Raw genomic sequence first — 26,444 nt, forward strand, 5'->3', positions numbered from 1 at the left:
AACAGAGACTGAAAAGAAAGGTATCTTGCATCAGGCTTTTTAAACCAATCATGTCTGGGTCGCTATGCCACCCGGATGATTTTTCCCCTTCAACTTTATGCCCAAAAATTGCACAGTGCATAGACAGTATGCGACAAGATCAATGTTTTTCTTTCACCCACAAAAAAGCCCGGCTAATCCGGGCTTTTTGTGGGCGGCATGTCCTCGATTAACGGAACATGGCGCTGATGGATTCCGCATTGCTGATCCGGCGCACAGACTCTGCCACCAGGGGCGACATATCCAGCACACGAATTTTGTCCACAGCCTGGGCAGCCGGACTCAGGGGGATCGTGTTGGTAATCACCAGTTCGTCAAGCTCGGCATTGGTAAGGTTTTCCAGCGCACGGCCGGACAATACCGGATGGCTGGCGTAGGCGATAACTTTCAGTGCGCCTTTGGTTTTCAGAGCCTTGGCCGCCATGCACAGGGTGCCGGCGGTATCCACCATATCATCCACCAGGATGCAGGTGCGGCCTTCAACATCACCGATAATATTCATCACTTCAGCCTTATTGGCTTCAGGACGACGCTTGTCGATAATGGCCAGGTCCGTATTCAGGTTCTTGGCAAAAGCACGGGCACGAACCACGCCACCATGGTCGGGAGAAACAATCATGGTATTCTCAAAACCGCGGCGCTCGATATCGTCCAGCAGTACCGGGGAACCGTAGATGTTATCAACGGGAATATCGAAGAAGCCCTGAATCTGGTCAGCGTGCAGATCTACGGTAAGCACACGGTCAACGCCCACGCTGGCGATCATATCGGCAACAACTTTTGCGCTGATAGGCACTCGGGAGGAACGGGGACGACGATCCTGGCGGGCATAACCAAAGTAAGGCATAACCGCTGTCACACGCTGCGCGGAAGAACGACGCATGGCATCAGCCATTACCAGCATTTCCATCAGGTTGTCGTTAGTAGGAGCGCAGGTGGACTGAATGATGAAAACATCCTTACCGCGGACGTTTTCCTGAATTTCCACGGCGATTTCACCATCGCTGAATCGGCCAACAGAGGCCTTGCCCAGGGGAATGTGTAGATGGTCAACAACTTTCTGAACAAGTTCCGGATTGGAGTTTCCGGCGAATACCATCATTTTAGACACGACAGATACCTTGGATCATTGCGGGTGAAAGAGCTCTGGTTTCGGGGAGGGCTGACATCAAACACGAACAATACTTCAACGCTGGGGTCTATGGCTGGGGTGGCAGGATTCGAACCTGCGCATGACGGGATCAAAACCCGTTGCCTTACCGCTTGGCGACACCCCAATTGACTTCAACGAACAGCACTGCTGCAGTACTTTATTTATTATTTTCTCACCCGAATGCTGGAAGACTACACCGACACCCGAGATAACTGCAACCTGCGAAGGCAGCCTGGGAACCTGCAAGGTACTGTTTTCAGCTATTCGGAAGAGTCCGTCTCCCGAAGGCGGCGCTACTCTACTGAATACAGCGGTTAAATGTCAAACAGGATTATCTCCGCTGCTGCTAACCCGCATTCAGAAGGCCTCAAATCATCTAAAATCCATACACCCTGGTTTTTCTATCAAGTGAATTACCTTGTATGCGAATCCTAGCAATTCATATCATATATTCTTTTTTGCTGCTCAGTTCATCCGATGCTCTGGCTGATCGATACATGCCCTCCCCCCGAGCTCTCCAGCGCATAACAGCCATACTTGATCCCATTCTTGCCCGTGGCGAAGACGTTGTTATTTACAGGGTTAAGTTTTTAGGGGCCAGAGGCGAGCCTGAAGAATTTCAAATAATGGCAGACAAACCTCCCCGTGTTTTCACTGAAGCCCTGCAGGACGACAATATTAGCGAACTCCTGTTTCACACAGATTACATAACAGGAAGGTACAGCGACCAGATCAGGGTAGAGCATGTCTATGTTGATACGGTGAAAACTCCCGACATGAGAGGTGAGTTGCTCATAGGAGAAATTCGTGACCGTGAGGATCCCACATACAGCATCTTAAAAGTAGTAATGGGCGAGGAGCCTTCCCATAGTCCTGAAGACACAGAAACCTTTCTGAATATCACCATAGACAAAGAAAATCTTGACTTTATCAACCCCGATGAAACTAACCGTGGCATTGCAGAACCTCTTAACAGGAAAAGCATAAACAATGCCGTTATTGTTGGTGATTCTGACCCTACCCTCTATGGCAAAATGACTGAAACCATCCTGAAAAACAGGCCCAGAGCCAGGATTATACTTGACCAGGATTTCACCGTACCGCAACGCAACCTGGTTGGTGATGACCCAATCTTAAACATTGGAGATGATTCAAGGCGGGCTTATAACCTGGCAAAAACCAGAGAAAGAAAATGGATGACGGACTTGAAGAAGGAAACAGGTTCTCAAGTCCAACTCAGTAAAGTAGACACAGCGCAGTTTCGGTGCACACATTGATAAGCGGGTACTTATGTTTTATCCCTGATCAGCCAACTGCCATTCGCGAATGGAAAGCATCACACTAACACCGTTTTTCTCTGCCTTGATACGCTCTGGCAACTGTATACCGGCTACCTCCCGGTAACGACCGAAAACAATCTGCCAACCATTCTGCTGCAACTCAGCCAGATATCCCTGGGCATTGAGAACCCGGACATAATCTTCACCGGGAGCGGGAATACCGCGCATCCAGTATTTAAGAGATGAGAACGGTAGCCACCAACCGGTCGCCCGATACAGAACATTTTCTGCGGAATGGGAATTTACCGGCTTCTCACCGGGAATATCCAGAACAACATTTTTACCCTTCCCTTCCAGGCGAGCCAGGGTCTGCCCGAAAGGGCCGGTCATATAAATAGAAAAGTGTACTGGGGTATGTTGCCAGCGAATGGTGACAACACCTGAACGCTCCGAGGTTTTTACGCCGGCCCGGCCATTGATTTTCCAGCTTTCCAGGGCCATGGCTCTGGCTTTATTTATTCCCCAGGCCTGCTCCAGTGCTGACGCGGATAACTCAATCGATTGGGTGTTACGGGCAGGAGTGGTGGTACAGCCAACTAACAGTACCGGCAGTGCCAGTACCAGTATCTGAAAAAGTGATTTCCTGTTCATAGCCTTATGTCGCAGAGAGCGAGGGCATCAAATCCCTTCGATACCCGGGCAGTGTTCATAAAAAATACTGACTATTTATTTTCGGTGCTCTGTAACCTTTCAATAGTAGACTTGAGAATTTCGCTGTCCGGAGTTTGTTCCATGGCCTCCTCCCAGAGTTTCCTGGCCTCGGCCCTGCGTCCACTGACCCAGAGAACCTCACCGAGATGAGCGGCCACTTCCGCATCATCAAATTCGGCGTAAGCCTGCCTGAGATAGCGGATGGCCTGTTCATAATTGCCAAGGCGATATTCAACCCAACCCATGCTGTCAATAATGGACGGATCATTCGGGCTCAGTTTATGGGCCCGACGCACAAGCTCCACAGCTTCTTGGTAACGGGTCGTTCTGTCTGCCAGGGTATAACCCAACGCATTCAAGGCAGCGGCATTTTCCGGGTCCCTGGCGATAATTTTGCGCAGGTCCTTTTCCAGCCTGTCCAGGTCATCAAGCTTTTCCGCCAGCATGGCCCGGGCATAAAGCAGAGACAGGTTATCCGGGTATTTGGCAACGGCCGCATTGTAAACCCTGGCCGCTTCATCATAACCATGTTGCTCCTGCAGGACTTCTCCTTCCATCAGGAACAGCTGCGGGCCGTAATTCGGATATTTTTTCCGGGCATCATGCAAATCCCTGCGGGCCAGTTGCCACTGTTCATGGTCAGAGAGCATTCGCACCAGGGAAGACCAGGCCGGAATAAACTGCTGGCCGGGGTTCACCCGCAGAAAGTGTTTGCGGCCCTCTTCCCAATCATCCATCTGCTCCGCAAGCTGACCAAGGTAATAGTTGGAAACATCTTCACGGCCGGGAATTTTGCTCAATCTGTGCAGATAGAGGCCGGCTTCACCGAACATACCATTCTCCATCGCCACCAGCGCCACAGAAAGCAGTAGATCAGGGTTAGAAGGGTGCTGGCGGGCCAGTATCTCGAACTGCTTCTGGGCACCGGTCAAATCCCCCTGTTTTACCAGTAGCCGACCATACATTAACCGCAACCTTGGAGAATCCGGGTAATCTCTCACAGCCTGCACCAGCAGGGCCTGGGCTTCGTCAGTTCGTTCCATCTCAGACAGAAGGCGTGCTTTCAGCAGCAAAATCTGGGGATCTTCACCATGATCCTTCAGAACCTGGGTGATCTGGGCCAGGGCCCCTTTGGCATCTCCCTTCTGATGCAGCAGCATCGCCCGGCCAATCTGCAGGCTTTCTTCTTCCGGGTAGGTTTTCAACAAAGCGTTATAACGGGACAGAAGCCTGTCCCGGGTTTCGCTGTCCTCGTCCGCAGCCTGCATGGCGACAAAGGCAAAGGGAGCGTCTTCTCCGGCGGCACGCACTTTCGCCAGCAGCTCGATAGCTTCCAGAGGTTTGTCTTCCCAGGCTTTCTCTACAGCGTCAGCCCGAATCGCCAAAGGATTATCCGGATCAACCTCAACCCACAATCTTGCCGCATCTCCGGCCGCCTGGCGGGCATTAATAAAGGCAGCGATCTGATAAGCTCTTTCCGCCAGGCCGGGATCCCGTGTTTTATGTGCCTGCTGCAGATAGTTACCCAGCGTGATGTCATAACGCTGTTCATAGCCGGCAACTTCCGCGACCAGCAGGTCATAGAGGGTATCCGTATCAAAAGAGGCGGGTGGCAACTGCTCTTCAGGCTGCGGGACTTCAGCCCTGACCTGGACAGTATCAGACGTTGCGATGGAATCATCAGCCGAACGGCCTGGCAGATAAAAACCGGCGCAGCCTGTTAAAATACTTAAGGTCACAGCCCCGGCCAGACGCAGGAAAACGCGAGGTTCTGTCCTGCACAAGCGTGGCCGGCAAAAGAATCGGGGGAAAACAGCCATCGGAAATTGTTTTTTTCTCACATGCATGTGAAGTAATGGTCTCATGATGACATAACATTCTCAGGAAAACACCGCACTCCGGAAAAACAACCGATTTGCAGTCACGGGGCATCCATAGGACAATCCCGCTGGTTGCTAAGTGCCCTGTCCTCTTAAGATTAGGAGACCGTCAGAACAGGCGCTGAACAAATATATAAAGCTCTGATATGAAGCTCTGATATAAAGTTCCGGCCAATGGCAACACTCTTTATATCTGTTATCGTCTGCCCCCCGGTTATGAGCGGCAAAAAACAGAATGGCACAATTGGTAGGTTATGGGATTTCTTGCAGTTGGAATTAATCACCGGACGGCTCCAGTCAATCTCAGAGAAACTGTGTCCTTTACTCCTGAGCAGTTAATTCCAGCCCTGCAGGCCCTCAGACAGCTTGAAGGGATTGAAGAAGCCGCGATTCTCTCCACCTGTAACCGCACAGAGATTTATGTTGAGGCTGAAGGCCCTGCGTCCCGACTTCTGCACTGGCTTGGCGAGTTTCACCATGCCGACCCCCAGCTTCTTACTGAACACAGTTACAGTCACTCCGATGCCGAAGCCATCCGCCATATTATGCGGGTCGCTTCCGGGCTTGATTCCCTGGTACTGGGAGAGCCCCAGATTCTCGGACAGATGAAATCCGCCTTTGCCGTCGCTCAGGAAGCCGGCACTGTTCATAACCTGCTGCGCCGGATGTTCCAGAGCGTTTTCACCGCCGCCAAAACTGTTCGAACCCACACCACTATCGGCGAGAACCCGGTGTCCGTAGCCTATGCCGCTGTGACCCTGTCCCGGCAGATTTTTGCCAACCTGAAAAACAACACCGCTTTACTGATAGGTGCCGGTGAAACCATTGAGCTTGTGGCCAAACACCTTCAGGACCAGGGTATCGGCAAGATTATTATCGCCAACCGCACCCTGGAACGGGCTCTGCGACTGGCGGAAAACTTTGATGGCGAAGCGATTCTTCTGGCGGATATTCCGGAATACCTGCAGCGGGCGGATATTGTTATCGCCTCAACCGCCAGCCAGCTTCCCATTCTCGGAAAGGGCGCGGTGGAGCGGGCCCTGAAACGCCGTCGCCATAATCCCATGTTTATGGTCGATATCGCCGTTCCCCGTGATATAGAGCAGGAAGTGGGCGATTTAGCGGACGTTTACCTGTACACAGTGGATGACCTGAAAGAGGTTATAGAGGACAATGTCCGCAACCGTCAGGAAGCTGCCCGGGAAGCGGAACAGCTGATCATCACCAGTACCGATGAATTTCTCGCACACCTGCGTTCCCTCGATGCCGTAGAAGTGGTCAGAGCCTACCGCGGACAGGCGGAATCCATCCAGGTGACAGAGCTGGCCAAAGCCATGCGCCAGCTCGAAAACGGCAAGCCGCCGGAACAGATTCTCCAGCAGCTGGCCCGGGGTCTGACCAACAAACTGATTCACGCCCCCTGCGTACAGTTGCGCAAAGCCGGCAGCGAAGGTCAGACTGATCGGCTTGACTGGGCCCGGGAACTGCTGGAACTCGACACAGACGGAAATTAAGTCCGTAATACTGCCCACATCACCAGAATTTTTAGTGACCGATGAAAGAATCACTGCTCGCCCGGCTCGACAGCCTGGTTGATCGTTTTGAAGAACTGGGCGCCCTGCTCAGTGACCCGGAGGTCATCGGAGACCAGAACCGTTTCCGTAAACTGTCCAAGGAATATGCCGAGCTGGAACCTGTTATCAACAGTTACAAAGAGTTCCGCCAGACCCAGGAAGATCTGGCCGAAGCTCGCTCCATGCTCAGCGACGGCGATGCCGACATGAAAGAACTGGCCCAGGAAGAAATCCAGGACGCCAGTGCCCGCCTGGAAGTCCAGGGGCAGGAACTGCAGATTCTGCTGCTTCCCAAAGACCCTGATGATGCCAACAACGTATTCCTGGAAATCCGGGCCGGCACTGGTGGTGATGAAGCGGCCATCTTTGCCGGTGACCTGTTCCGCATGTACTCCCGTTACGCAGAATCCTGCCGCTGGAAAGTGGAAATCATCAGCGCCAGCGAAGGTGAACATGGCGGCTTCCGGGAAATCATTACCCGGGTTGTGGGTGAAGATGTGTATGCCCGCCTGAAGTTTGAGTCCGGTGCCCACCGGGTTCAGCGGGTACCGGCGACCGAGTCCCAGGGCCGCATCCATACCTCCGCCTGTACCGTGGCCATTATGGCGGAACCCGATGAACAGGAAGAGATTAATATTCGCAAGGAAGACCTGCGTATTGATACCTTCCGCTCCTCCGGTGCCGGTGGTCAGCACGTAAACACTACCGATTCGGCGATCCGTTTGACCCACTTGCCTACCGGGGTGGTGGTGGAATGCCAGGATGAACGTTCCCAGCACAAGAACAAAGCCAAGGCCATGGCCCTGCTCAGCGCCCGTTTGAAAACAGCGCAACAGGATGCCCACGCCAAGGAAATTTCCGATACCCGGAAAAACCTGGTGGGCAGCGGTGACCGCTCCGAGCGTATCCGCACCTACAACTACCCCCAGGGACGGGTGACCGATCACCGTATCAACCTCACCCTGTATAAGCTGCCGGACATCATGGAAGGGGATCTGGCACCGGTGATTGAACCCCTGGTGACCGAACACCAGGCGGATCAGCTGGCCGCCCTCTCCCAGGAATCCTGAGGCCGCTGTGCAAATACAGGACATTTTAAACCGGGCCGGGGAACTGGCCCCGGTCAGTGATACCCCAAGGCTCGACCTGGAACTGCTGCTCTGCCATGTGCTGGACAAACCCCGCAGTTTTCTGTTTTCTCGCCCGGAACACGCCCTTTCCAAAGAACAGGAAAAACAGATACAGACGCTTCTGGAACAGCGCCTTTCCGGGCACCCGATAGCCCATCTTACTGGCACACGGGAGTTCTGGACCCTGGAACTGCTTGTTGAACCAAGCACGTTAATTCCCCGCCCGGACACTGAGTGTCTGGTGGAACAGGCTCTGGAGCTTTGCGATCCTCGCCCAAAATACGTGCTTGACCTTGGCACAGGAACCGGTGCTATAGCTTTGGCGCTTGCCAGTGAACGGCCGGGATGGCAGGTATACGGCTGTGATCGCGTACCAAAAGCCGTTGCCCTGGCCAGGAAAAACGCCAGCCACAACAGGCTTGAGCGGGTCACCTTCTGCGAAAGCTACTGGTTTGACCAGCTCCACCAGCTTTCCGTCGAGAAACACTCTTTTGATCTTATTGTCAGCAACCCGCCGTATATTCGGGATGATGACCCGCACCTGAACCAGGGAGATGTCCGCTTTGAGCCATCAAGCGCCCTCACCTCCGGAACAGATGGTCTGGATGATATTCGCCATATAGCATCCCAAAGCCCGAAATGGTTGAACGACAACGGCTGGTTAATGGTGGAACACGGCTATGACCAGGGCGAGGCCGTTCGAGCCATTTTTGCTGAAAACGGTTTCTCCGATATCTGCACCAGACAAGATCTGACAGGGCATGACCGCATTACCCTTGGCTGCCTGAAACAGGACAGCCATCTGGAAAGGAATACCAAACCTTATGATGAATGATGATCAGCTGCTGCGATACAGCCGGCAGATTATGCTTCCTGAATTTGATATCGCCGGACAGGAAAAACTTCTGAAAGCCCGTGTACTGATTATTGGTGCCGGCGGGTTGGGCTGTCCGGTCGCGCTCTATCTCGCCTCCGCCGGTGTCGGAACCCTGGTGATCAGCGACCACGACCAGGTGGATATGAGTAACCTGCAGCGACAGATTGCCCATACTACCCGGGATATCGGCAAGGACAAGGTGGTTTCACTGAATGAAACCATCCATGCCCTGAACCCCGATACCCATGTGATGGCCATTACCCACAAACTGGAAGGAGAGTCCCTGAAAGAGCAGGTAGAACAGGCGACACTGGTTATCGACTGCACCGATAACTTCCCGTCCCGTTTTCACCTGAACAGTCTGTGTGTACAGACCCGCACACCATTGGTCTCCGGTGCGGCAACAGCCTTTAACGGGCAGGTTGCCGTTTTTGACAGTAGAGATCATGGCGCTCCCTGTTACAACTGCCTGTACAGTGATGTTGATGAACAGCAATTGTCGTGCAGTGAAACCGGAATTCTTGCCTCTGTCGTCGGGGTTATCGGCTCCCTTCAGGCCACGGAAGCTATCAAAGTTATTACCGGCATCGGAAAACCCCTGGCTGGCCGCCTGCTGATTTTTGATGGCATGACCATGGATTTCCGGACAATGACATTGGCAAAAGACCCGGACTGTAAAACCTGCGGCAGCTAGCCCAGATATTTCACCATTGTTTTTCAGCGGGCCGAAGCCCTGCGTCGTTTCCTGAAATATGCCCTTAACCACCCTTTTATCTGTCTTTGCCGCAGAAGAGATATTGCCCGGCACTGGCGTGAAACGGTGCTGTGCGATTAACCTGCTCGGTAAATATCAAATCCCGGATCAGGATGCAGGTACAGTCAGTGGCATCCCCAAAGAAAGCGTCGTTAAACTCCTGGTTACTGTGACCTGAATAAGTGAAATACCAGAAACCCGGTGATCCCGGCGCGAACTTATTATACTTTCAACCTCTGCCTCCACCGCCAAATGGGCACGACTCCTGCCCGGTCTGGCAGCAGGCTCCCAGGGTTTTGGGAAGCGGTAAGCCGCAGGATCGAATTCGATGTTCAGGCTGCGGTCTATATGAACCGTAGCATCAGTTTTTTTGCAAAAATGAGGATTTACAGACAGTCATGCCAAGGGTTCTACGTTTTCGGACAGGCACTGTTTATACTACGCCTTATTATAAAAATTGGAGCCGTTATCGGGGAAGCCTTCAAAATGATAAGCAAATTCTTTCGAGTCCTGTTGATATTCTTACTGGCCTATAGCATTGTCGGCTTTGCTGTACTCCCTGCCCTGGTTCATCTTTCCATAGACCGTCTTTCTCTCCGTTACCTGAACGTTCCTTTGCAGATTGGTTCTGTCACATTTAACCCATTTACCCTGCGCTTTGGTCTGAATAATTTTCACATTGGCGATAAATTTCATGCTCCTCTGATAGGTTTCCAGAAGTTGGAAACACAGCTGTCATGGTCATCCATCAGTCAACAGGCACTGCTTATTGAGCATATTGCTCTTATCAATCCGGTTGCAGATATTCGCCTGAACAAGGATGGTCAGCTTAACCTTGCAAGCCTCCTGAAAGGTTTCCCATCCGAATCAGACACTGATAACAAGCCAGACAACCCACCACAGACAAACACTGAACCGCGTATACCCGTTGTACTCAAAACCCTTCGTGTTCAGGGTGGGTCTGTAAAAATGACAGATGCTGCAAATACTTCCCCGACGCAGCCTTTCCATACAGAACTTCATGGGTTCGATATCCGTGTCACAGATCTGCGCATACCGCAAATAACGGGCAAGGCTCATATATCTGTAAAAATACAACAGGAGTCTGACGTTACCCTGGATATGGCCCTGAAAACGGAACAGTCAGTATCCGCCCGCATAGTTATAAATAATATTACACTGCCCCTTATACAACCCTACCTGGAACCGTTCCTGTTTATCTCTCTGCACCAGGGTACGTTGTCAGGAAAGATCGATGCCATCTGGAACCCTGCCGACCAGCTACAGGCATCCGGCAATGTAAATATTAATGACCTTTCCCTGAAGGACTCCCGGGATAATTCACAGGTTCTGGACTGGCAGAGTTTGAGGCTGGATGGCCTGAACTTTCAGCAGAAACATAACAGCCTGAGGCTGGCTACAGTCACCCTGAACAAACCTTCCGCAGTTGTGGTTATCGATAAGCAGTTGCAGGTCAACTTTGCTGGGCTTGTGAAACCGACTACAAAACACCAGGCAACAGATACGCCCCAGAAAAAGCCAATGGCAATTGCCATAAATACCTTTAACATAAACGATGGTGCTATTCAGTTTGCCGACTACTCCTTCAAGCCGGGTTTCAGTGCTCCCATTACCGGCCTCAAAGGTGACGTCACCGGGTTTAACAGTCTATCCTCTACGCCAATAACCCTGACTCTGTCTGGTAATGTGGATAAATATTCCCAGGTTCAGATTTCCGGACATCTTATACCAACTGCACCCCTTGAAGATTCTGCCGTTAAACTGTCTTTTCAGGATCTTGGACTAACGACACTAACACCATACTCCGGACGTTTTGCTGGCTACAAAATCCGCAAGGGTCGGATGAACCTGAACCTGGACTACACCATCAGGAACAGCCAGCTGAACGCCCGGAATCATATTGTTCTGCGTCATTTGACCCTTGGCGATAAGGTAGCCAGCGAATCTGCCATCAACCTTCCTCTTAAGCTGGCTATAGCACTTCTTAAAGACCGGAACGGAAAAATACTGGTGGATCTGCCGGTCAGCGGTGACCTGGATGACCCTGAGTTTGAACTGGGTCCGGTTATTCGCATGGCCGTTGTGAATTTCATTACCAATATTGTTTCCGCCCCCTTCGACTTTCTGGCCTCCCTGGTATCCGGTAATGGGGAAGAAATGTCTACCGTCGCCTTTCTTCCCGGCAGCAGCAGGCTCAATCCACAGCAGCAAGACACACTGAAAAAGCTGACGGACGCTATGAACCAGCGCCCGGAACTGCAACTGGATATAGAGCCCTTTACCGATAAAACCCTTGATGGCCCGGTTATTGCCAAAACGCAGTTACAGAAACTCCTGCAAAAGCATTATCGGGAATTATTAAAAGGCACCGGACAATCACTTCCCAAAGAAGCAAACCCGGTTATTCCTGATAAGGAGCTGGAGACAATAGTTCAGGCTATCTCCATTAAGAAGTCCATTCCTCTGAATACCAGCCTGAGTACCACTGAAAAGCTGAAACAGCTCATCAGTCAGTGGCCCATACCAGCAGAAGCCCTGCGTACTCTGGCTATAAAGCGGGCCAAAAGTATAAAAGACGCGCTTATCGGTCAGGGGCTGGAATCACGCCGTGTTTATATTCTCAGTGCTCAGGAAACCTACCTGCCTGCAGGAAAAAGTACACACATAATTACTCAACTAAAGATATCAGCGGAATAGCGGTGGCAGGCGGTGACAACCAAATATCGGTTACAAAATTCCGGTGGTAAACAAAACCAGATAAAAAAGCCCATGGATCAGGCGGAACCCATGGGCAGACTTATTTTATTCAGGCATTCGAGGACAGGCTACTCTCCATCTCTGCACCGTCATCTGCTGTTGTTATCACATCGTCTTTTTCTGGCAGTTGTTCCGAGAGTGTTTCCAGAAAGTCATCTTGGTCCGCTTCCACCGGTAGCGATGTCAATGCCGGTGCCGGTTTTGACGTTATAAATGGATTACCGGCTTTCTTTTTCGTCTGCGGTTCTATTCCGGTGCCATAGTAATAGCCCTTCACCCGGTTATAGCCCTCATAGGTGTAGTGCTTGGCAGTATCGTAAATCGCGCTGCCCACCAGACCGCCTGCGATTGAACCGATATATTCAACCGGGAACATGGATGACACATAGGGCACCGCAAAGGCGTAAGGCAGAACAGCATGTCCGATGGCGCTGCCCGCAGCCACCGGAAGTGCCCTTACTGCTGCGTCGGCCATGTCATAGGCAAACTCTGTCCCTGTTGACCGGCCTTTCCAGTATTCGTAACCCGCAGCCGCGGAGCGTGCCGCAAAGCTGGAAATACCGCCGGAAATAACGCCGGCAAAATTGTTTCTCAGGCCAGCCGACTTGAGTACATAAGGGCTGGCATCCTTAAACATATGCAGCTTGTCCGCGACCCATGGCATAGCAAGACTGTTTACACCGGAATTGATAGCCATCATGGTACCGGTATAACTGGCCCGCTCATGCTGCTCGTTGCTTTCCTCCACGGTGGTATCCCAGGGCAAAGTACCGTGATTGTAATAATCACTGATGGCATCTATACCACGCTGCATCATATAACCGGTGGCCCAACCCGTACCCGCTGCATACAGAGTTTCCATAACCGGCCCATAGTACTTCTGCATGCCTGTCGCCCTTTTCAGGAGGAGCTCCTGGGCATAACTGTCCTCAAGGCTTTTTACGACATGGCCAACCCGCTCTTTCTCCATTTGCTGGCGCATTCCATCGGTCAGCTTCACATATTTGTCATACTCCGGCTGACCAGCCCCCTCTTTGAGAACCATCTGAAAAACCTTGGGCTTATTGCCTTCAAGATTCTTCAGAGCTTTTCTGGTCAACTCACCGTCATGGCTGGCATTGGTAAAGGAGAAGTAGGAAGTGCCCCTGACTTTATCCACAATATGAACCGGAACCGCTGACTCATAACCAGAGGAACGCACCAGTCCATCCAGGGAAGTCACCCCCTTCTGCTTCATATTGTCTTTTACCAACCGGGCCAACCCTTCAGGTTGATAAGCCTCTTTGTTGTAGAAGCCTTTCAGCCAGGCTTTCCAGCCGGCTTTATTCAGAGCTTCCTGCATTTCATTAACCTGGTCGTCAAACGCCATAAACCGGTCTGGCTGCTGCCCGGCTTTATCCATAATGCCTTTCATCTGCTTAAGGGCACCTTCCGCGCTGGAGCTGTTCACGACACCATGGCTGACGCCATTGACTCGCAGCAGCGACACCGCCAGATCGCCGTTTTCAATGTACGACGGAGGCACCTCACTCCCTTTTAAACCTCCCCAGGCTTCGGCCAGCTTACGGGTCAGATAGGAGACATAGCTTTCATTTCTCAAACCGCTATCAGGCTCAAAAAGAACTCTGTCGTCCATGCGCACGGCGCTCTGAAGGGTTCGGGTCACGCCCCGGCCGACATCTTCCATTTTTACTTCAAATTCTTTGTTGGCGACAACATTCTTCAGCAACTTGTCTATCACCATCATGCTGCTGGCCTGGCCTGCCAGCTCCAGACCGGAATCCCCGGTAAACTTCACCCAGTTACTGGCTTCGTAATTTACCTTCTCGGTCACGGCGAAAAATTCAAACTCTTCAGGAATCTCCAGCTGTTTATACAAGCTGCGGAAACGTTCCTTCAGGCCATCAATCTCTTCCATTTTCGGTTGCAGATCGTCACGATCCCCGGTCACCATCATCTGCACCACTTCCTGGCTGAGGGTGCCAATCTGCTTTTCCAGTTCCTGCAGTTCCTGCTGCAGATCCTTGCGCTGGGATAGAGAATCGGGAAGATCATCGGGGATAACCACGTCATAACGCATCTCTTTATCAGTCAGCATCTGCCCCAGGTACTCCAGCCCTGTTTCAGACTTTCGATAGATGCGAATATCCAGGTCACCGTTAGCGCGCCGGAAGATCAGCACGCAGTTACCCTGCATAAGGTTGTCACGTTCATTAAAGTTACCCTTGCGGCTGAGGCTGATCAGAAGTGTCCGATAGGCTTTGTAGATATTGTCTTCAAACTTGCTGCTGTCCACAGCACTACCTGCTCCGCCCTGTTCGATCTCTTCCAGAGTGAATGCCAGACGACGGAGATGAAGCTTACCGTAGGTGCCGGCGCTGTTATGGGCGTCAATTACTCCGGGGCCATGTTCACCATCAAAGCTCAGGGTCATCATGCCGTTCTCACCTTCCTGAACCTGGGTCAGACCGGTGATATCCCCCGGAACACCTTCCGGTACATCAAGATGGAGCTGAACCCCGCTGCCGGTATCTTCCAGCCTTCCTGTGGCAAACAGAATCTCTGCGGGCGTATTCTTTCGGACTGTTTCCACACCTGCTTCCGCAGACAAACCGGTCAGGGACGCTTCCGGTATGCCAGGCTCAACGCCTTCTGCCCAGCTGCGGGTGATTCCGGATATGGCCAGACAGAGACTGCCCGCCACCAATAGCCCTGACCCGGCTAACGATCTTTTCTGTGCCCCTGCAACCATGTTCAACTCCGCCCGAGTGGTTTTTTTGGAGTGAACAAGTCTTGATCAGAACGACCGTTCTGCAAGTTAAAAAGCTTTGCAGAATGTTTTTTCCCGGCACAGGACGTAAGAAAAACCCGGACAGACTGGTTTCTTCTAAAGAAAATCAAAGAGTTAGAACAAAACGAAAGGGCAGGAGAAAAAGCTGAAAATATTTCCGGAGCAGCTCGCAAAAGGGCTGCACCGGAAAATAGAGAGGGCTTACACCAGTGCGCGGGCGATAATTTCTTTCATAATTTCGTTGGTACCAGCGTAAATACGCTGTACCCGGGAATCGGCCCAAGCCCTGGCTACAGGGTATTCCCACATGTAACCGTAACCCCCGTGGAGCTGCAGACACTCATCAATAACTTTGCACTGCAGATCCGATGTCCAGAGCTTGGCCTTGGCGGCTGTAGGTACATCAAGCTTGCCTTCAATGTGAAGCTCAAGGCACTTATCCACAAATACGCGGGCAACGGTCAGTTCCGTATCCATCTCAGCCAGCTTGAAGCGGGTATTCTGGAACTTGGAGACAGACTTCCCGAAGGCCTGACGCTCTTTCACATACTCAATAGTCTGCTTAAGGATGGACTCAGCACTTGCAATAGCGTTAATGGCAACGGATAAACGCTCCTGGGGCAGTTCCTGCATCAGGTAAACAAAGCCCATGCCTTCTTTACCCAGCAGGTTCTCTTTAGGTACCCGTACGTCCTCAAAGAACAGTTCTGAGGTGTCCTGGGCCTTCATGCCTATCTTGTCCAGGTTACGGCCTTTCTGGAATCCGGGGGTGTTGACATCCACCAGCAGCAGACTGGTACCTTTCGCGCCGGCGGACATATCAGTTTTCGCCACCACTACCACCATATCAGCCTGCTGACCATTGGTGATGAAGGTTTTGGAACCATTCAGGATATAGTGGTCGCCATCCAGAACAGCAGAAGTACGCACGCCCTGAAGGTCAGAACCAGCGCCCGGCTCGGTCATGGCAATCGCGGTCACAATTTCACCACTGATCATACCGGGCAGATACTTCTGTTTAATCTCTTCGGAAGCGTAATGCTCGATATAGGGTACGGAGATGTCGGAGTGCAGGCCAAAACCGATACCTGACAGGCCAAGACGGGCAGTCTCTTCCGCTACAATGGCGTTATAACGAAAATCAGCGCCTGCACCGCCATACTTTTCATCAACAATAGGGCACAGGAAACCAAACTCTCCGGCTTTGTTCCATAAAGCCCTGTCTATCTGTCCGTTCTTTTCCCATTTAGCATGATACGGCACGGCTTCCTGTTCCAGGAAACGACTGACGCTATCCCGAAACATTTCATGCTCTTCTTCATACACAGTTCTTGGAATCATCAGATGCTCTCCCCTGTTCCTGATTTTGACCAGGTCACTTTGCCAGAGAGTAGGTATAGCTGTCGCTGGCATTTGCAGTCAGTTGGACTGACGTCTTTTTTCACAGCAAAGCCAATTCACCTTCTATACTCCCTGCCCGGCAAGAGTTAACTCTGGAATAATATGCAACGACCCCATGCTTTTATAAGAACCCTGACGGGTATTTTCATACTCTTTCTGGTTTTTCTTGGGGGAACACAGGCAAGCGCAGCAGACAGCACGGCCCATGCCATGCAGCATTTGAGATCTGGCAATGCTTCCCCTGTGGAAACGGCTCCGTTAGACATCGAAGCTTTTTACAAAGGAACCAGTTGGAAAAACTATTTTCAGAATGAAGCCGTTGTGTTCGGCAAAACCCTGGGAGCTGCCTTGGGCTGGCAGATTGCAGCATCCTATGCAGGCTACGCCAATACTGTTGTCTCAGAGGCCATTCTGCACGCGTTCACCTCATTTACCAGTAGTGACTCCTACCAGGAATTTGTATGGAAAGTATTTTCTCAGAACCTTGACGTCCCTCTTTATTTACTGGTTCCCAATTATCCTGGTTCCTATCTGAAAACAACCGCCTGGATTGCCAAACAGGCTTTGGCCATTACGCCACTGGTCATATCAATTATTCCTGATGCCCTGGCCCAGCTGCGTTCTTACAAAGACCAAAGCAAAGCCATTCGCTTTGTCCATACAGAGCTGAACCCATATTTTCCTTTCACTTTAAAACTTAAGGCAAACAACCCAGACCCGTGGATTGAAACAGGGTATTTCCAGGAATATCCATCTCCAACAACAGAACTGGAATTTACCTTGAACAAAATTGCGACAGCCATGAAAGAAAACGCTGTCGTCAACATAAAACTCTATCCCCGCCGTTTTAACGGACACCTGCTATTGCTGGTTCAGCCGTTCTTCGCAACTGAGCAGAAGGAAGGTCGACCTGGCCCGGTTTATCATCTGCAGGGGATTTTTGGCAACCAATACAGTCAGTGGTGGCCTCAGCAAGTCATCGAACGTCGTCTCGGAGGAGGCCCCGTGCCGTGGTTGCAGAATAAACCATCAAGAACAGTCTCTCCCCTCCATATCTCCATTCTGGAACAACTGCCGGAGCTTCTGGCAAACGCATCCAGCCTGTATCCAGAAAATAGTGAAGACCTTGAAATCAAAGGAACACCTGGGGAAAGAAATGCGGATATAAATAAAATTCTTATTTCTGCCAGAGACTGGCCTACAGATATAAAGCTTTCGGCCCATGAAGCAGATATTGATTATTCAGGGCATCTTGCAGTAATCAATCAAGGTTCAGGCAGGCTGTTGATAAACAGCGTATTAACTCGGGGAACAACATTACCCAATATATTTATTCACAGTCGTCCACTGCATGAGGGTGAAACGATAATGTGGCCAACCTCATGCCAAAGCGATATTCCTCCTCCACGGGGAATTGAAATGCTTACCCATACCGCTGCCCGAATAGTGTTTACCCTGGCCGCAACACAGCTTGCCAGATCTATCAGCGAAATTGTGGAAGAAAATATGTTCAGGGAGTACCAGATCAGGAAAGCACCATCCTCACATAAACCGAAAGAGAAAGAGCAGGTACTACCACCTCCTGTACTACCACCTCCTGACAAACAGGCAAAACCAAACTCGCCCCCAAAGTCATCTTTAGAACATGCCAGAAATCTCGGGCATCAAGGAGTATGCGCAACTACAGGAACGACGAGACATCAAACACTGCAACAACAGTTTAATGAGCTGAATATTCTCTGGGATAATTATTACCGCATGCGTGAACGGGTGCCCCCTGGCAATCTTCAGAGTGAGCAATCTTCAGAGTGAGCAATCTTCTGTTGAGCAACCCTCACTCGGGCTGTCTTCAGCCAGGCATGATATGAGCATTAATGCTTACAACGCTTCGGAATAGCAGTCTTCGGAATAGCGGTCTTTGAAATGGTGCCTTTCAATACAGGCGATCTTCACTGTCCAGGGGAATGCCGGCCAGGGATTTTACCAACCTCATGGCCTGTTCTATTGAGCGGAAGCGGTCAAGAAACTCCTCCTCAGGTGTCAGTACTTCATAACTGATCGAAGTGACCACTCCATTTTCATCACATTTCTCTACCCGATAAATAGTGTAACCTTCAACTCCACCAAATTTCTGCCGTTGTGTCTTTGCCATTTTCGTATTCCCTGTTTTATCCACATATATCCTCGGGTTTAGAGAATCACGTGCACTATAGTCTATTTTATACAAGAAAAACCGGCTTACTGCCGGTTTTCTGCTTTAGACGACCAGTGCATTTAACCGGGCGCTGTATATTGTAAATCGTGAATCAGTGATTACAGCCTGGTCCGTGAACATGACCATGTTCCAGTTCATCCGCTGTGGCCTCACGGACTTCCGTCACTTCCACATCAAAGTGCAGGTTCTGCCCGGCCAGTTCGTGGTTAGCGTCGATTACCACTTCATTCTCATGGATGCCAACTACGGTCACAACCCTCGGGCCAATTGCTGTATCCGCATGGAACTGCTGGCCAACAGAGACTTCATGTTCACCAAACTGCTCGCGGGGAACAGGTTGAACCAGGCTGTCGTCAAACTCGCCGTAGGCTTCTGCGGCCTCAACATAAACAGACAGTTTGTCGCCCGCTTTTTTACCTTCCAAGGCATTTTCCAGCCCGACAATAACATTTCCCTGCCCCTGCAGGTAGGCGAGAGGGTCATGGCCTTCAGAGCTGTCCAGCACTTCACCATCATCGTTTTTCAGGGTGTAATGAATCAGAACAACTTTCTTATCTGCAACTGTATCTTCAGCAATAGCCATTAACGGAGCATCCGGAAAAAAATGTAGCTGATTAGGATAACAGCCAGAGAGCTGTCTGCACAGAACCTCTTTACCTGTGTTCAGACAACAGCGGCCTTTCCCATCAGTCTGATACCCTCTTCGGTGATCTGCCATACCGTCTGGTGTCGGCTGGAAGCCTGGGTATCCTTACGAATCAAACCTTCCCTGCGCAGTTTCAGGCGAATTTTACGCATGGATGTTTCAGTGAACTGAAAGTCAGTGGCCGCATGAGCTTCTGTATACAACTTGAGAACCGTTGCCCGGAATCTTTTCAGCAACAACTCAGACAACGCTCGCTGGATCTTGTCTTCACTGCCTTTAGGGGAAAGAGGTTTCAAAAAAGCTTCGCACACATCGGACCAGGCCAGAGAGTCTGAGTGTTCTACTGTTTTACAGTTGCCCCGAATAAATACCTGGCAGAGAAATGAGAAATTCTCCCGGGAGTTAATCCAGCTGGAGATATCCACAGGAACAGATTCCGAATCATCAATATCAGGAACTAACTCAATATTCGTTTTTACAGTCTGGACAGAGATAAGTCCATTCTTCACCCACCCGGGGGCCGGGCGGCTTTTAATAAAAACAGGCCATACTGCACTCAACAGCTCGGGAATATCCTTGCGTTCCAGCCAGTTGACCGAAAAGCAATTATCCAGTTGCGCCCGAAAGGCTTCAAGCCTGGCCAGGGTTTCCGGTTCCTTCACCTGACGACCGAGCCTGCTGGCATCCAACATTGCGGCAAAAACAGGCAATTGTCGTGTAAAAGCCTGATTCAGCTCCCGGTGCTGCCAGCTTACGCCCGCCGGCGGCCGGGCTATATAAGTATGCCCGACCAATAACAGCATATAGTCACAGCTTTCCATTAAAGTCTTTCTTTCAGACCAGGATGCCCGGGGCTCTGGCCACACGGGCATAACTCCCAGGCGCAGTAACCCCGGAAGCAGTGTTTCAACTCTTGGCTCCCCCAGAGCTGGAGAAACACTCACATAAACCCGATAAAACCTGTCTGTCGCCATCTGTTATGAAACCTGTTCCTGATGCAGGCTTATACTTGTGTGATGGATTATAACCATATTTCTCTGGAGGGAACCGGTTCTGCCTTGGAAAAACGAGACAGAATCTATAAAAATGATGATTCCTGAACTGATATCTTCTGCCAATTCCCTCTTCTGGAATTATTGCCTGGTCTATTTTCTTCTTGGAACGAGTATCTGGTTTACCCTGCGCAGCCGGTTTATCCAGTTCCGCCTTTTTCCTCTGGCAACCCGGCTGCTGCTCCATTCACGGGCTACACCTGAAGATAAAAAGAAAGGTATATCCACATTTCAGGCCCTCTGCACCAGCCTTGCCTCCCATGTAGGAACCAGCAACCTTGCCGGTGTCGCCATTGCCATCAACCTTGGTGGCCCGGGAGCTGTATTCTGGATGTGGGTGATGGCCATGCTGGGTATGGCAACGGCCTTTGTGGAAAACACCATGGCCCAGGTCTACAAAACCCGGAATCCGGACGGCACCTTCCGGGGAGGACCAGCCTATTACATTGAAAAAGGATTGGGCCAGCGCTGGCTTGGGCTGGTTTTTTCCCTGTTTCTGATCAGCACCTTTGGTTTTTCCTTTAACGCTGTACAGGCAAACTCCGTTTCCACTGCTATTGAAGAGGCCTTTCATATTCCGGTCTGGGGAACAGGCATTCTTCTGGCGGGTTTAAGCGGTCTGATTATTTTCCGGGGCATTCACATCCTGGCGGAATTTGCGGAGAAGGTCGTTCCTTTGATGGCAGTCAGCTACATAGCTTTGGCGTTAATCATCACCTTCCTCAATATTCATCAATTACCTGATATTGTAACACTTGTGGTACGCAGCGCCTTTGGTCTGGATCACGCTGTCGCCGGAGGAGCCGGATATTTAATGTCCCAGGCTATTGCCCATGGTATTCGCCGAGGGCTGTTTTCTAATGAAGCGGGTATGGGCAGCGGCCCGAACCTTCACGCCATAGCCACTCCTTACCCGGACCACCCGGTCACCCAAGGGTTGGTTTCCATGTTCAGCGTATTTATCGACACCATTGTAATCTGCACGTCCACCGCAGCCATTATCCTGATCTCCGGTGTTGAATTTGGCGTAGCGGGCGAAACCGGCATAGTGCTGACCCAGAACGCCATGGAAGCTACCATTGGCAGTCTGGGCAAACCATTTATAGCTCTTACGACACTGGCCTTTGGTTTTACATCCATCGTTGCCAACAGTTACTACGGGGAATCCAGCCTGCGCTTTATCCAGAACCGGGAGACACTGGTGGTCGGTTATCGTTGCCTGGTGATTGTGATGATTTACTGGGGAGCTACAGGAAGTCTGCCTCTGATCTGGGCACTGGCGGATATTACTATGGGACTGATGACGTTAATTAATCTTGCCGCCATTCTGATTCTTTCGCGGCATGCCTTTCAGCTACTGGATGACTTTGAAAACCAATATGCCGCAGGACGCAGCCCAGTTTTTCAACGGCAAAGCTTTCCGACCATTGATAGTGTGATTGAAGCAAATGTATGGCCCGTAGAGCATCAAAAGTCCTCGACCAAGTAATATCAACATAATCAGAATTACCCATTTTCCCCAAAGAAAAAGGCCAGCATTCCATAAGGAAGAACCGGCCTTTTTACCAACAGCAATTTCATTAACAGTAACCTTATCAACGGCTATTATTTTCAGTTCAGGGGTTAAACCTGATCTTGATGGAACTGTTACCAAAGTTTAGTCCACGAATCTGCACGTTACCGAAAGCAGGTCCCTGGCTGCCTGCGACACGCAGATTATTGAAATTGATGTTCTCGATGTACTCAGGCAGGTTCAGTGTGATTGAGCCTTCAACAAGATTGAAAATCACTGGGGGAACCCCTTCCTTATAACGCACACCTGAGACCGATGTATCTGCCTGCAGAAAGTTCAGTAAAGGAAAGGTAGTACGTGCAATCTGGGTCAGGCCATTCAAACTGGCTCGCTGTTCGGTAACAGCCTGAACATCATTATCAACACCCTGTCCGGCAATGCTGGCCATCTGAAAGTCATTCAAGGGACGTAATTCAGATTTCGAAAAGGGCGACAACATCAACAGACAGCACGCAAACAGAAACACAAAGGAAAAAGCTAAGGTTCGGCGGGGTATCGACAGAACTCCGGCATCACATCTTCCGGTTTTCATAGTGCCTGTATCCTGTGCAGTTTTTTGTGGCTTTATGGCTCCCACAATCTGAAGATTTCGGGAGTTCCGGCCGGATCATCCTTGTCCGGCCTTTCCACTATAGATAGGGAGAGTCCCGGGCAATCGACAAAATACAGGCGTGACCTGTCACCGCTAATGAGCATCGCACCTGCCTCCGGCAACTTTCTAACAAACCCAGCCTTCTTTATTCCCTCTTATATTTATCCGAGAGTATCAACCGCCCCCCCTGTTCTGTGGTAAATTACTGCCTCCATCACCCACACCAGGGCCTGACATGGCGAACAAAAAACAGAGTTTTGCCTTTGAGACCTCTCTCGGCGAACTGGAAAAAACCGTACGTGAACTGGAATCCGGCGACCTTCCCCTGGAACAGGCTCTGGCGGCCTTTGAAAAAGGCATTGGCCTGACCCGGGACTGTCAGAAAGCCCTGGAAGAGGCGGAACAGAAAGTCCGTATTCTGCTGGAGAAAGATGGCCGCACAGAAACCCGCCCCTTTGATCAACCAGGCGAACAAGACACTATTTAAATATGAGCCTGACCATGCCTTTTTCCGACTATCTGTCTCTGTGTCAGAGCTGGACCAACAACGGCCTGAGAAATATTCTTGAGCAATCGGCTTCCGACCATGACCTGCTTCGGGAAGCCATGACTTACTCAACACTGGCCGGAGGAAAACGTGTTCGCCCGCTATTGGTCCGTGCTGCCTGTGAAACCCTGGGAGGAACACCGGAACAGGCTCTTTCTGCCGCCTGCGCTGTGGAATTAATTCACACTTATTCCCTGATCCATGACGACCTGCCCGCCATGGATGATGATGACCTGCGCAGAGGCCGCCCCACCTGCCATAAAGCCTTTGATGAAGCCACGGCTATTCTGACCGGTGATGCCCTGCTGACTTTGGCTTTTGAAGTTCTCTCCGATAATGCCGTGCTCTCTGCGGAAACCCGCCTGCAGCAAACCCTCACCCTTTCCAAAGCCGCCGGTGGACATGGTATGGTGTCCGGGCAGATTCGGGATATGCAGTCAACCGGAAAAAACCTTGATCTTGAAGCCCTGCAGGGCCTGCATCAACGCAAGACCGGAGCCTTAATCAGCGCCGCCTGTCTGCTGGGCGCCCAGGCTGCCGGTGGAACACTGGAACAACTCAGCGCCCTTTCCCGGTATGCTGACGCTATTGGCCTGGCCTTCCAGGTTCAGGACGATATCCTGGATATCACCTCCTCCACGGAAGTAATGGGAAAGAACCAGGGCAAGGATATTGAACAGGGCAAGAACACCTATGTTTCCCTGCTGGGTCTTGAAGCAGCCCGGAAAAAAGCCCTGTATTTGAAGAATGCAGCCCTGTCCGCCCTCGACTCCTTTGGTCACAGCGCACAACACCTGCGCGCGCTGGCGGATTATATTATCAGCCGTAATCACTAGGCTTCCGGACGACCTAAGGCATCACATTGCTGGATACACCTTTACTCAACGCCCTGTCAGGGCCTGCAGACTTGCGCACCCTTGAAGAAAGTGAACTACCGGTTCTTGCAAAAGAACTGCGGGAGTATCTGATTCACTCCGTTTACCAGACCGGCGGTCACCTTGGTGCCGGGCTTGGTGTTGTCGAGCTGACCATCGCCCTGCATTACGTCTTTCACACTCCGGAAGACCGGCTGATCTGGGATGTAGGCCACCAGTGCTATCCCCATAAAATCCTGACCGGACGCCGGGAGCAGATGTCCAGCCTGCGCCAGAGTAAAGGATTGTGCGGGTTTCCGGCCCGGGAGGAGAGCGAATTCGATGCTTTCGGCACAGGCCATTCCAGCACGTCCATCAGTGCGGCCCTGGGTATGGCTCTTGCGGCCAGGGCCAAAGGTGACAATCGTCAGGCTATCGCTGTTATCGGTGATGGTGCCATGACCGCCGGCCAGGCTTTTGAAGCCCTGAATCATGCTGCCTGCGCCCAGGCTAATCTGCTGTTGATTCTGAATGATAACGATATGTCCATCTCCCCCAGCGTGGGCATGCTGGCCAAATACCTGCGGGGCATCCAAAGCCATCTACCGGAACATAACAGTGACCCCATTGTCCGGCTTGAAGACCAGGGTATGAGTCTCACCGGCCCGGTTCCCGGCCATAATCTCCCGATTCTTATTAAAACCCTGGCGCAGTTACGCCAGAAGCCCGGCCCAAAACTTCTCCATGTTATTACCCGCAAGGGAAAAGGTCTGCCGGAAGCGGAAGCTGATCCGGTACGCTACCACGCAGTTTCCAAAGTCGCAGGAAAACCGAAAAGCAATGGACGCCCCACCTGGTCCAACCGCTTTGGCCAGTGGTTGTGCGAAACAGCTTCAAGGGATAAACGTCTGTACGGCATTACCCCTGCCATGCGTGAAGGTTCTGACTTAATCGCATTTTCCCGGGAGTTTCCTGACCGTTACTGCGATGTAGCCATCGCAGAGCAGCACGCGGTCACCCTCGCCGCCGGTATGGCCTGTGAAGGCATAAAGCCTGTGCTGGCTATTTATTCCACCTTTCTCCAGCGGGGATATGACCAGTTAATCCACGATGTGGCGCTGCAGAATCTTGATGTGCTGTTTGCTGTAGACAGGGCTGGCCTTGTGGGGGAAGACGGCCCGACCCATCACGGCGCTTACGATATAGCGGCTCTGAAAACCATTCCCAATATGGTGCTGATGGCTCCTTCTGATGAACAGGAACTGCACCAGATGCTGACCCTGGGTTATGAATATGCCGGCCCGGCAGCGGTTCGCTATCCACGGGGAGCCACCCTTGAGCCTGCGGTATCCGGGCAAGATACCGCCCTGCATTTAGGCAGGGGGCGTATCCTCAGAAAAGGTGAAAATGCCGCGTTTCTGGCCTTTGGCTCCCTTGTCCAGACTGCGATTGAAGTGGCAGAAGAAACCAATTCCACCGTTGCGGATATGCGCTTTATCAAACCTCTGGACAAGGATTTGGTTATAAATCTGGCCAACCGCCACAGTCACCTGATTGTGCTTGAGGAAGGCGCGGTGAAAGGCGGTATTGGAGAGGAGATTCAGGCTTTACTGCAGGGGCATACCAGCCGGGTGACAGCCCTGGGTATTCCCGATCAGTTTATTGCCCATGGCACCCGGGCAAATCAGCTGGCTCAGTGCGGCCTGAGCACGGAAGGTCTGTTAAAGACCGTCCGCACAGAGTGAAGGTTTCAGGAACTGAAGCTCAGGCTGGTTACGCATTTCAGGCGTTATTATAGAGGTGACCCAGCTTGCCAACCTTGGTGGCAAGATAACGTTCGTTATGGGGGTTCTGGCCAGTCTGCAGGGGCAGACGTTCGACGATGTCGATATCCAGCCCTCTCAGGGCATCAATTTTACGGGGATTGTTGGTCATCAGGCGCATTTTGGTAATGCCCAGGTGCTTGAGCATAACTTCACACATATCATACTTGCGCATATCCGGGGCAAAACCCAGTTTTTCATTGGCTTCTACGGTATCTGCGCCACCGTCCTGCAGCTCGTAGGCCCGGATTTTATTCAACAGCCCGATACCCCGACCCTCCTGACGCAGATAAAGAATAACTCCCCGGCCTTCTTCGGCAATAGCCTTCATGGCCGCCTCCAGCTGTGCACCACAGTCGCAACGCATGCTGAACAGGGCATCGCCGGTCAGACATTCAGAGTGGATTCGACCCAATACCGGTTCACCACTACCTATATCTCCCATTGTCAGAGCCAGATGCTCCTTTCCGGTAGCCTCATCCTCAAACCCGTGCATCATAAAAGTGCCATAAGGCGTTGGCAGACGGGAAGAAGCCACAAAAACAGTTGACACTCGACTTTCCTCAACAGCTGATCGCGGGCTGGCATTGTACCAGCGGTAGACCATTCAGGCGAGATGTTACAAGTTTTCCGGGCAGGAATACCTAGAATTTTATCCAGGGGCTGTTTACGTTTCATGGCCAGCTCAGTCCCTGCCCGAAAAAGAATCCATAAAGCATACAAAAAAACGGAAAGAAAACACTGCAGAAAAAATTAATCTATAATTGCCCAACT

General features: G+C 51.4%; 21 protein-coding genes and 1 tRNA gene. 11 read left to right on the forward strand and 11 right to left on the reverse strand.

The features are described from left to right. Positions 1–208: 208 nt before the first annotated feature. Together ACY2RQ_RS09800 and ACY2RQ_RS09805 are read right to left on the reverse strand one after the other, a co-directional pair. A complete protein-coding gene (locus ACY2RQ_RS09800; protein ID WP_490112788.1) occupies positions 209–1,150 on the reverse strand; it encodes a ribose-phosphate pyrophosphokinase in 942 nt (313 codons plus the stop codon). A gap of 91 nt (positions 1,151–1,241) precedes the next feature. Beyond that, a tRNA-Gln gene (locus tag ACY2RQ_RS09805) sits at positions 1,242–1,316 on the reverse strand. Positions 1,317–1,614: 298 nt separating this feature from the next. Here ACY2RQ_RS09805 and ACY2RQ_RS09810 point away from each other — a divergent pair. After that, positions 1,615–2,469, forward strand: coding sequence for a hypothetical protein (locus tag ACY2RQ_RS09810; RefSeq protein ID WP_490112789.1), 855 nt, complete (start codon positions 1,615–1,617; stop codon positions 2,467–2,469). A gap of 18 nt (positions 2,470–2,487) precedes the next feature. Here ACY2RQ_RS09810 and lolB read toward each other — a convergent pair whose 3' ends face one another. Together lolB and ACY2RQ_RS09820 are read right to left on the reverse strand one after the other, a co-directional pair. Beyond that, positions 2,488–3,123, reverse strand: coding sequence for a lipoprotein insertase outer membrane protein LolB (gene lolB, locus ACY2RQ_RS09815; protein WP_490112790.1), 636 nt, complete (start codon positions 3,121–3,123; stop codon positions 2,488–2,490). 71 nt (positions 3,124–3,194) lie between these two features. Beyond that, the gene (locus ACY2RQ_RS09820; RefSeq protein WP_490112791.1) at positions 3,195–4,922 is read right to left on the reverse strand and encodes a tetratricopeptide repeat protein; all 1,728 of its coding nucleotides are present in this window, start codon (positions 4,920–4,922) and stop codon (positions 3,195–3,197) included. A 395-nt stretch (positions 4,923–5,317) separates the two neighbouring features. Between ACY2RQ_RS09820 and hemA the strand changes: the two genes are divergently transcribed. From hemA to ACY2RQ_RS09845, 5 genes are all read left to right on the forward strand, one after another. Then, entirely contained in the window at positions 5,318–6,577 is a 1,260-nt protein-coding gene (gene hemA / locus ACY2RQ_RS09825; RefSeq protein ID WP_490112792.1) for a glutamyl-tRNA reductase, read from the forward strand. Between the two features lie 41 nt (positions 6,578–6,618). Then, positions 6,619–7,707 (forward strand): peptide chain release factor 1, encoded by a 1,089-nt coding sequence (gene prfA / locus ACY2RQ_RS09830; protein WP_490112793.1) that lies wholly within the window; start codon positions 6,619–6,621, stop codon positions 7,705–7,707. Positions 7,708–7,714: 7 nt separating this feature from the next. Then, the gene (gene prmC / locus ACY2RQ_RS09835; protein WP_490112794.1) at positions 7,715–8,602 is read left to right on the forward strand and encodes a peptide chain release factor N(5)-glutamine methyltransferase; all 888 of its coding nucleotides are present in this window, start codon (positions 7,715–7,717) and stop codon (positions 8,600–8,602) included. Then, positions 8,592–9,338, forward strand: a complete 747-nt coding sequence (locus tag ACY2RQ_RS09840; RefSeq protein WP_490112795.1) for a HesA/MoeB/ThiF family protein — start codon at positions 8,592–8,594, stop codon at positions 9,336–9,338. The genes prmC and ACY2RQ_RS09840 overlap by 11 nt, the downstream gene beginning before the upstream one ends. A gap of 546 nt (positions 9,339–9,884) precedes the next feature. Beyond that, positions 9,885–12,116 (forward strand): DUF748 domain-containing protein, encoded by a 2,232-nt coding sequence (locus ACY2RQ_RS09845; RefSeq protein ID WP_490112796.1) that lies wholly within the window; start codon positions 9,885–9,887, stop codon positions 12,114–12,116. A gap of 109 nt (positions 12,117–12,225) precedes the next feature. Here ACY2RQ_RS09845 and ACY2RQ_RS09850 read toward each other — a convergent pair whose 3' ends face one another. Both ACY2RQ_RS09850 and ACY2RQ_RS09855 read right to left on the reverse strand, forming a co-directional pair. Next, the gene (locus ACY2RQ_RS09850) at positions 12,226–14,880 is read right to left on the reverse strand and encodes a spectrin repeat-containing protein (protein ID WP_490112797.1); all 2,655 of its coding nucleotides are present in this window, start codon (positions 14,878–14,880) and stop codon (positions 12,226–12,228) included. Positions 14,881–15,168: 288 nt separating this feature from the next. Next, positions 15,169–16,308, reverse strand: a complete 1,140-nt coding sequence (locus ACY2RQ_RS09855; protein ID WP_490112798.1) for an acyl-CoA dehydrogenase family protein — start codon at positions 16,306–16,308, stop codon at positions 15,169–15,171. Positions 16,309–16,470: 162 nt separating this feature from the next. On the opposite strand from ACY2RQ_RS09855, the gene ACY2RQ_RS09860 reads away from it, so the two are divergent. Next, positions 16,471–18,180, forward strand: a complete 1,710-nt coding sequence (locus ACY2RQ_RS09860; RefSeq protein WP_490112799.1) for a hypothetical protein — start codon at positions 16,471–16,473, stop codon at positions 18,178–18,180. 121 nt (positions 18,181–18,301) lie between these two features. On the opposite strand, the gene ACY2RQ_RS09865 is transcribed toward ACY2RQ_RS09860, so the two are convergent. The 3 genes from ACY2RQ_RS09865 to ACY2RQ_RS09875 all read right to left on the reverse strand — a co-directional run bounded on the left by ACY2RQ_RS09865 (position 18,302) and on the right by ACY2RQ_RS09875 (position 20,203). Next, positions 18,302–18,520, reverse strand: coding sequence for a hypothetical protein (locus tag ACY2RQ_RS09865; RefSeq protein ID WP_490112800.1), 219 nt, complete (start codon positions 18,518–18,520; stop codon positions 18,302–18,304). Positions 18,521–18,674: 154 nt separating this feature from the next. Then, complete coding sequence (locus ACY2RQ_RS09870) at positions 18,675–19,166, reverse strand: FKBP-type peptidyl-prolyl cis-trans isomerase (protein WP_490112801.1); 492 nt, start codon at positions 19,164–19,166, stop codon at positions 18,675–18,677. 80 nt (positions 19,167–19,246) lie between these two features. Then, on the reverse strand, positions 19,247–20,203 hold the full coding sequence (locus ACY2RQ_RS09875) for a DUF4062 domain-containing protein (protein ID WP_490112802.1): 957 nt from the start codon (positions 20,201–20,203) through the stop codon (positions 19,247–19,249). Between the two features lie 112 nt (positions 20,204–20,315). Between ACY2RQ_RS09875 and ACY2RQ_RS09880 the strand changes: the two genes are divergently transcribed. Next, complete coding sequence (locus ACY2RQ_RS09880; RefSeq protein WP_490112803.1) at positions 20,316–21,770, forward strand: alanine/glycine:cation symporter family protein; 1,455 nt, start codon at positions 20,316–20,318, stop codon at positions 21,768–21,770. A gap of 127 nt (positions 21,771–21,897) precedes the next feature. Here the strand turns inward: ACY2RQ_RS09880 and ACY2RQ_RS09885 are convergent, their stop codons facing one another. After that, on the reverse strand, positions 21,898–22,257 hold the full coding sequence (locus ACY2RQ_RS09885) for a hypothetical protein (protein WP_490112804.1): 360 nt from the start codon (positions 22,255–22,257) through the stop codon (positions 21,898–21,900). Positions 22,258–22,681: 424 nt separating this feature from the next. On the opposite strand from ACY2RQ_RS09885, the gene ACY2RQ_RS09890 reads away from it, so the two are divergent. The 3 genes from ACY2RQ_RS09890 to ACY2RQ_RS09900 are packed head-to-tail and all read left to right on the forward strand — an operon-like array spanning position 22,682 to position 25,592. Further along, positions 22,682–22,933: an exodeoxyribonuclease VII small subunit gene (locus ACY2RQ_RS09890; RefSeq protein WP_490112805.1), complete on the forward strand. Its 252-nt coding sequence runs from the start codon at positions 22,682–22,684 to the stop codon at positions 22,931–22,933. Between the two features lie 2 nt (positions 22,934–22,935). Beyond that, complete coding sequence (locus ACY2RQ_RS09895; RefSeq protein ID WP_490112806.1) at positions 22,936–23,829, forward strand: polyprenyl synthetase family protein; 894 nt, start codon at positions 22,936–22,938, stop codon at positions 23,827–23,829. 26 nt (positions 23,830–23,855) lie between these two features. Continuing rightward, positions 23,856–25,592 carry a 1-deoxy-D-xylulose-5-phosphate synthase gene (locus tag ACY2RQ_RS09900; RefSeq protein WP_490112807.1) on the forward strand — a complete coding sequence of 579 codons (1,737 nt, stop codon included), beginning with the start codon at positions 23,856–23,858 and terminating at the stop codon, positions 25,590–25,592. Between the two features lie 37 nt (positions 25,593–25,629). Here ACY2RQ_RS09900 and ribA read toward each other — a convergent pair whose 3' ends face one another. Beyond that, positions 25,630–26,223, reverse strand: coding sequence for a GTP cyclohydrolase II (gene ribA, locus ACY2RQ_RS09905; protein WP_490112808.1), 594 nt, complete (start codon positions 26,221–26,223; stop codon positions 25,630–25,632). Positions 26,224–26,444: the final 221 nt, after the last annotated feature.

This window comes from Parendozoicomonas sp. 209JJ7-1 (genome assembly GCF_058147085.1).

Excerpts from the sequence above, each read along its gene's own strand:
- ACY2RQ_RS09810 (WP_490112789.1), top strand. The coding sequence starts at position 1,615 with ATGCGAATCCTAGCAATTCATATCATATATTCTTTTTTGCTGCTCAGT.
- lolB (WP_490112790.1), bottom strand. The coding sequence starts at position 3,123 with ATGAACAGGAAATCACTTTTTCAGATACTGGTACTGGCACTGCCGGTA.
- hemA (WP_490112792.1), top strand. The coding sequence starts at position 5,318 with ATGGGATTTCTTGCAGTTGGAATTAATCACCGGACGGCTCCAGTCAAT.
- prfA (WP_490112793.1), top strand. The coding sequence starts at position 6,619 with ATGAAAGAATCACTGCTCGCCCGGCTCGACAGCCTGGTTGATCGTTTT.
- ACY2RQ_RS09840 (WP_490112795.1), top strand. The coding sequence starts at position 8,592 with ATGATGAATGATGATCAGCTGCTGCGATACAGCCGGCAGATTATGCTT.
- ACY2RQ_RS09845 (WP_490112796.1), top strand. The coding sequence starts at position 9,885 with ATGATAAGCAAATTCTTTCGAGTCCTGTTGATATTCTTACTGGCCTAT.
- ACY2RQ_RS09855 (WP_490112798.1), bottom strand. The coding sequence starts at position 16,308 with ATGATTCCAAGAACTGTGTATGAAGAAGAGCATGAAATGTTTCGGGAT.
- ACY2RQ_RS09860 (WP_490112799.1), top strand. The coding sequence starts at position 16,471 with ATGCAACGACCCCATGCTTTTATAAGAACCCTGACGGGTATTTTCATA.
- ACY2RQ_RS09865 (WP_490112800.1), bottom strand. The coding sequence starts at position 18,520 with ATGGCAAAGACACAACGGCAGAAATTTGGTGGAGTTGAAGGTTACACT.
- ACY2RQ_RS09870 (WP_490112801.1), bottom strand. The coding sequence starts at position 19,166 with ATGGCTATTGCTGAAGATACAGTTGCAGATAAGAAAGTTGTTCTGATT.
- ACY2RQ_RS09875 (WP_490112802.1), bottom strand. The coding sequence starts at position 20,203 with ATGGCGACAGACAGGTTTTATCGGGTTTATGTGAGTGTTTCTCCAGCT.
- ACY2RQ_RS09880 (WP_490112803.1), top strand. The coding sequence starts at position 20,316 with ATGATGATTCCTGAACTGATATCTTCTGCCAATTCCCTCTTCTGGAAT.
- ACY2RQ_RS09890 (WP_490112805.1), top strand. The coding sequence starts at position 22,682 with ATGGCGAACAAAAAACAGAGTTTTGCCTTTGAGACCTCTCTCGGCGAA.
- ACY2RQ_RS09895 (WP_490112806.1), top strand. The coding sequence starts at position 22,936 with ATGAGCCTGACCATGCCTTTTTCCGACTATCTGTCTCTGTGTCAGAGC.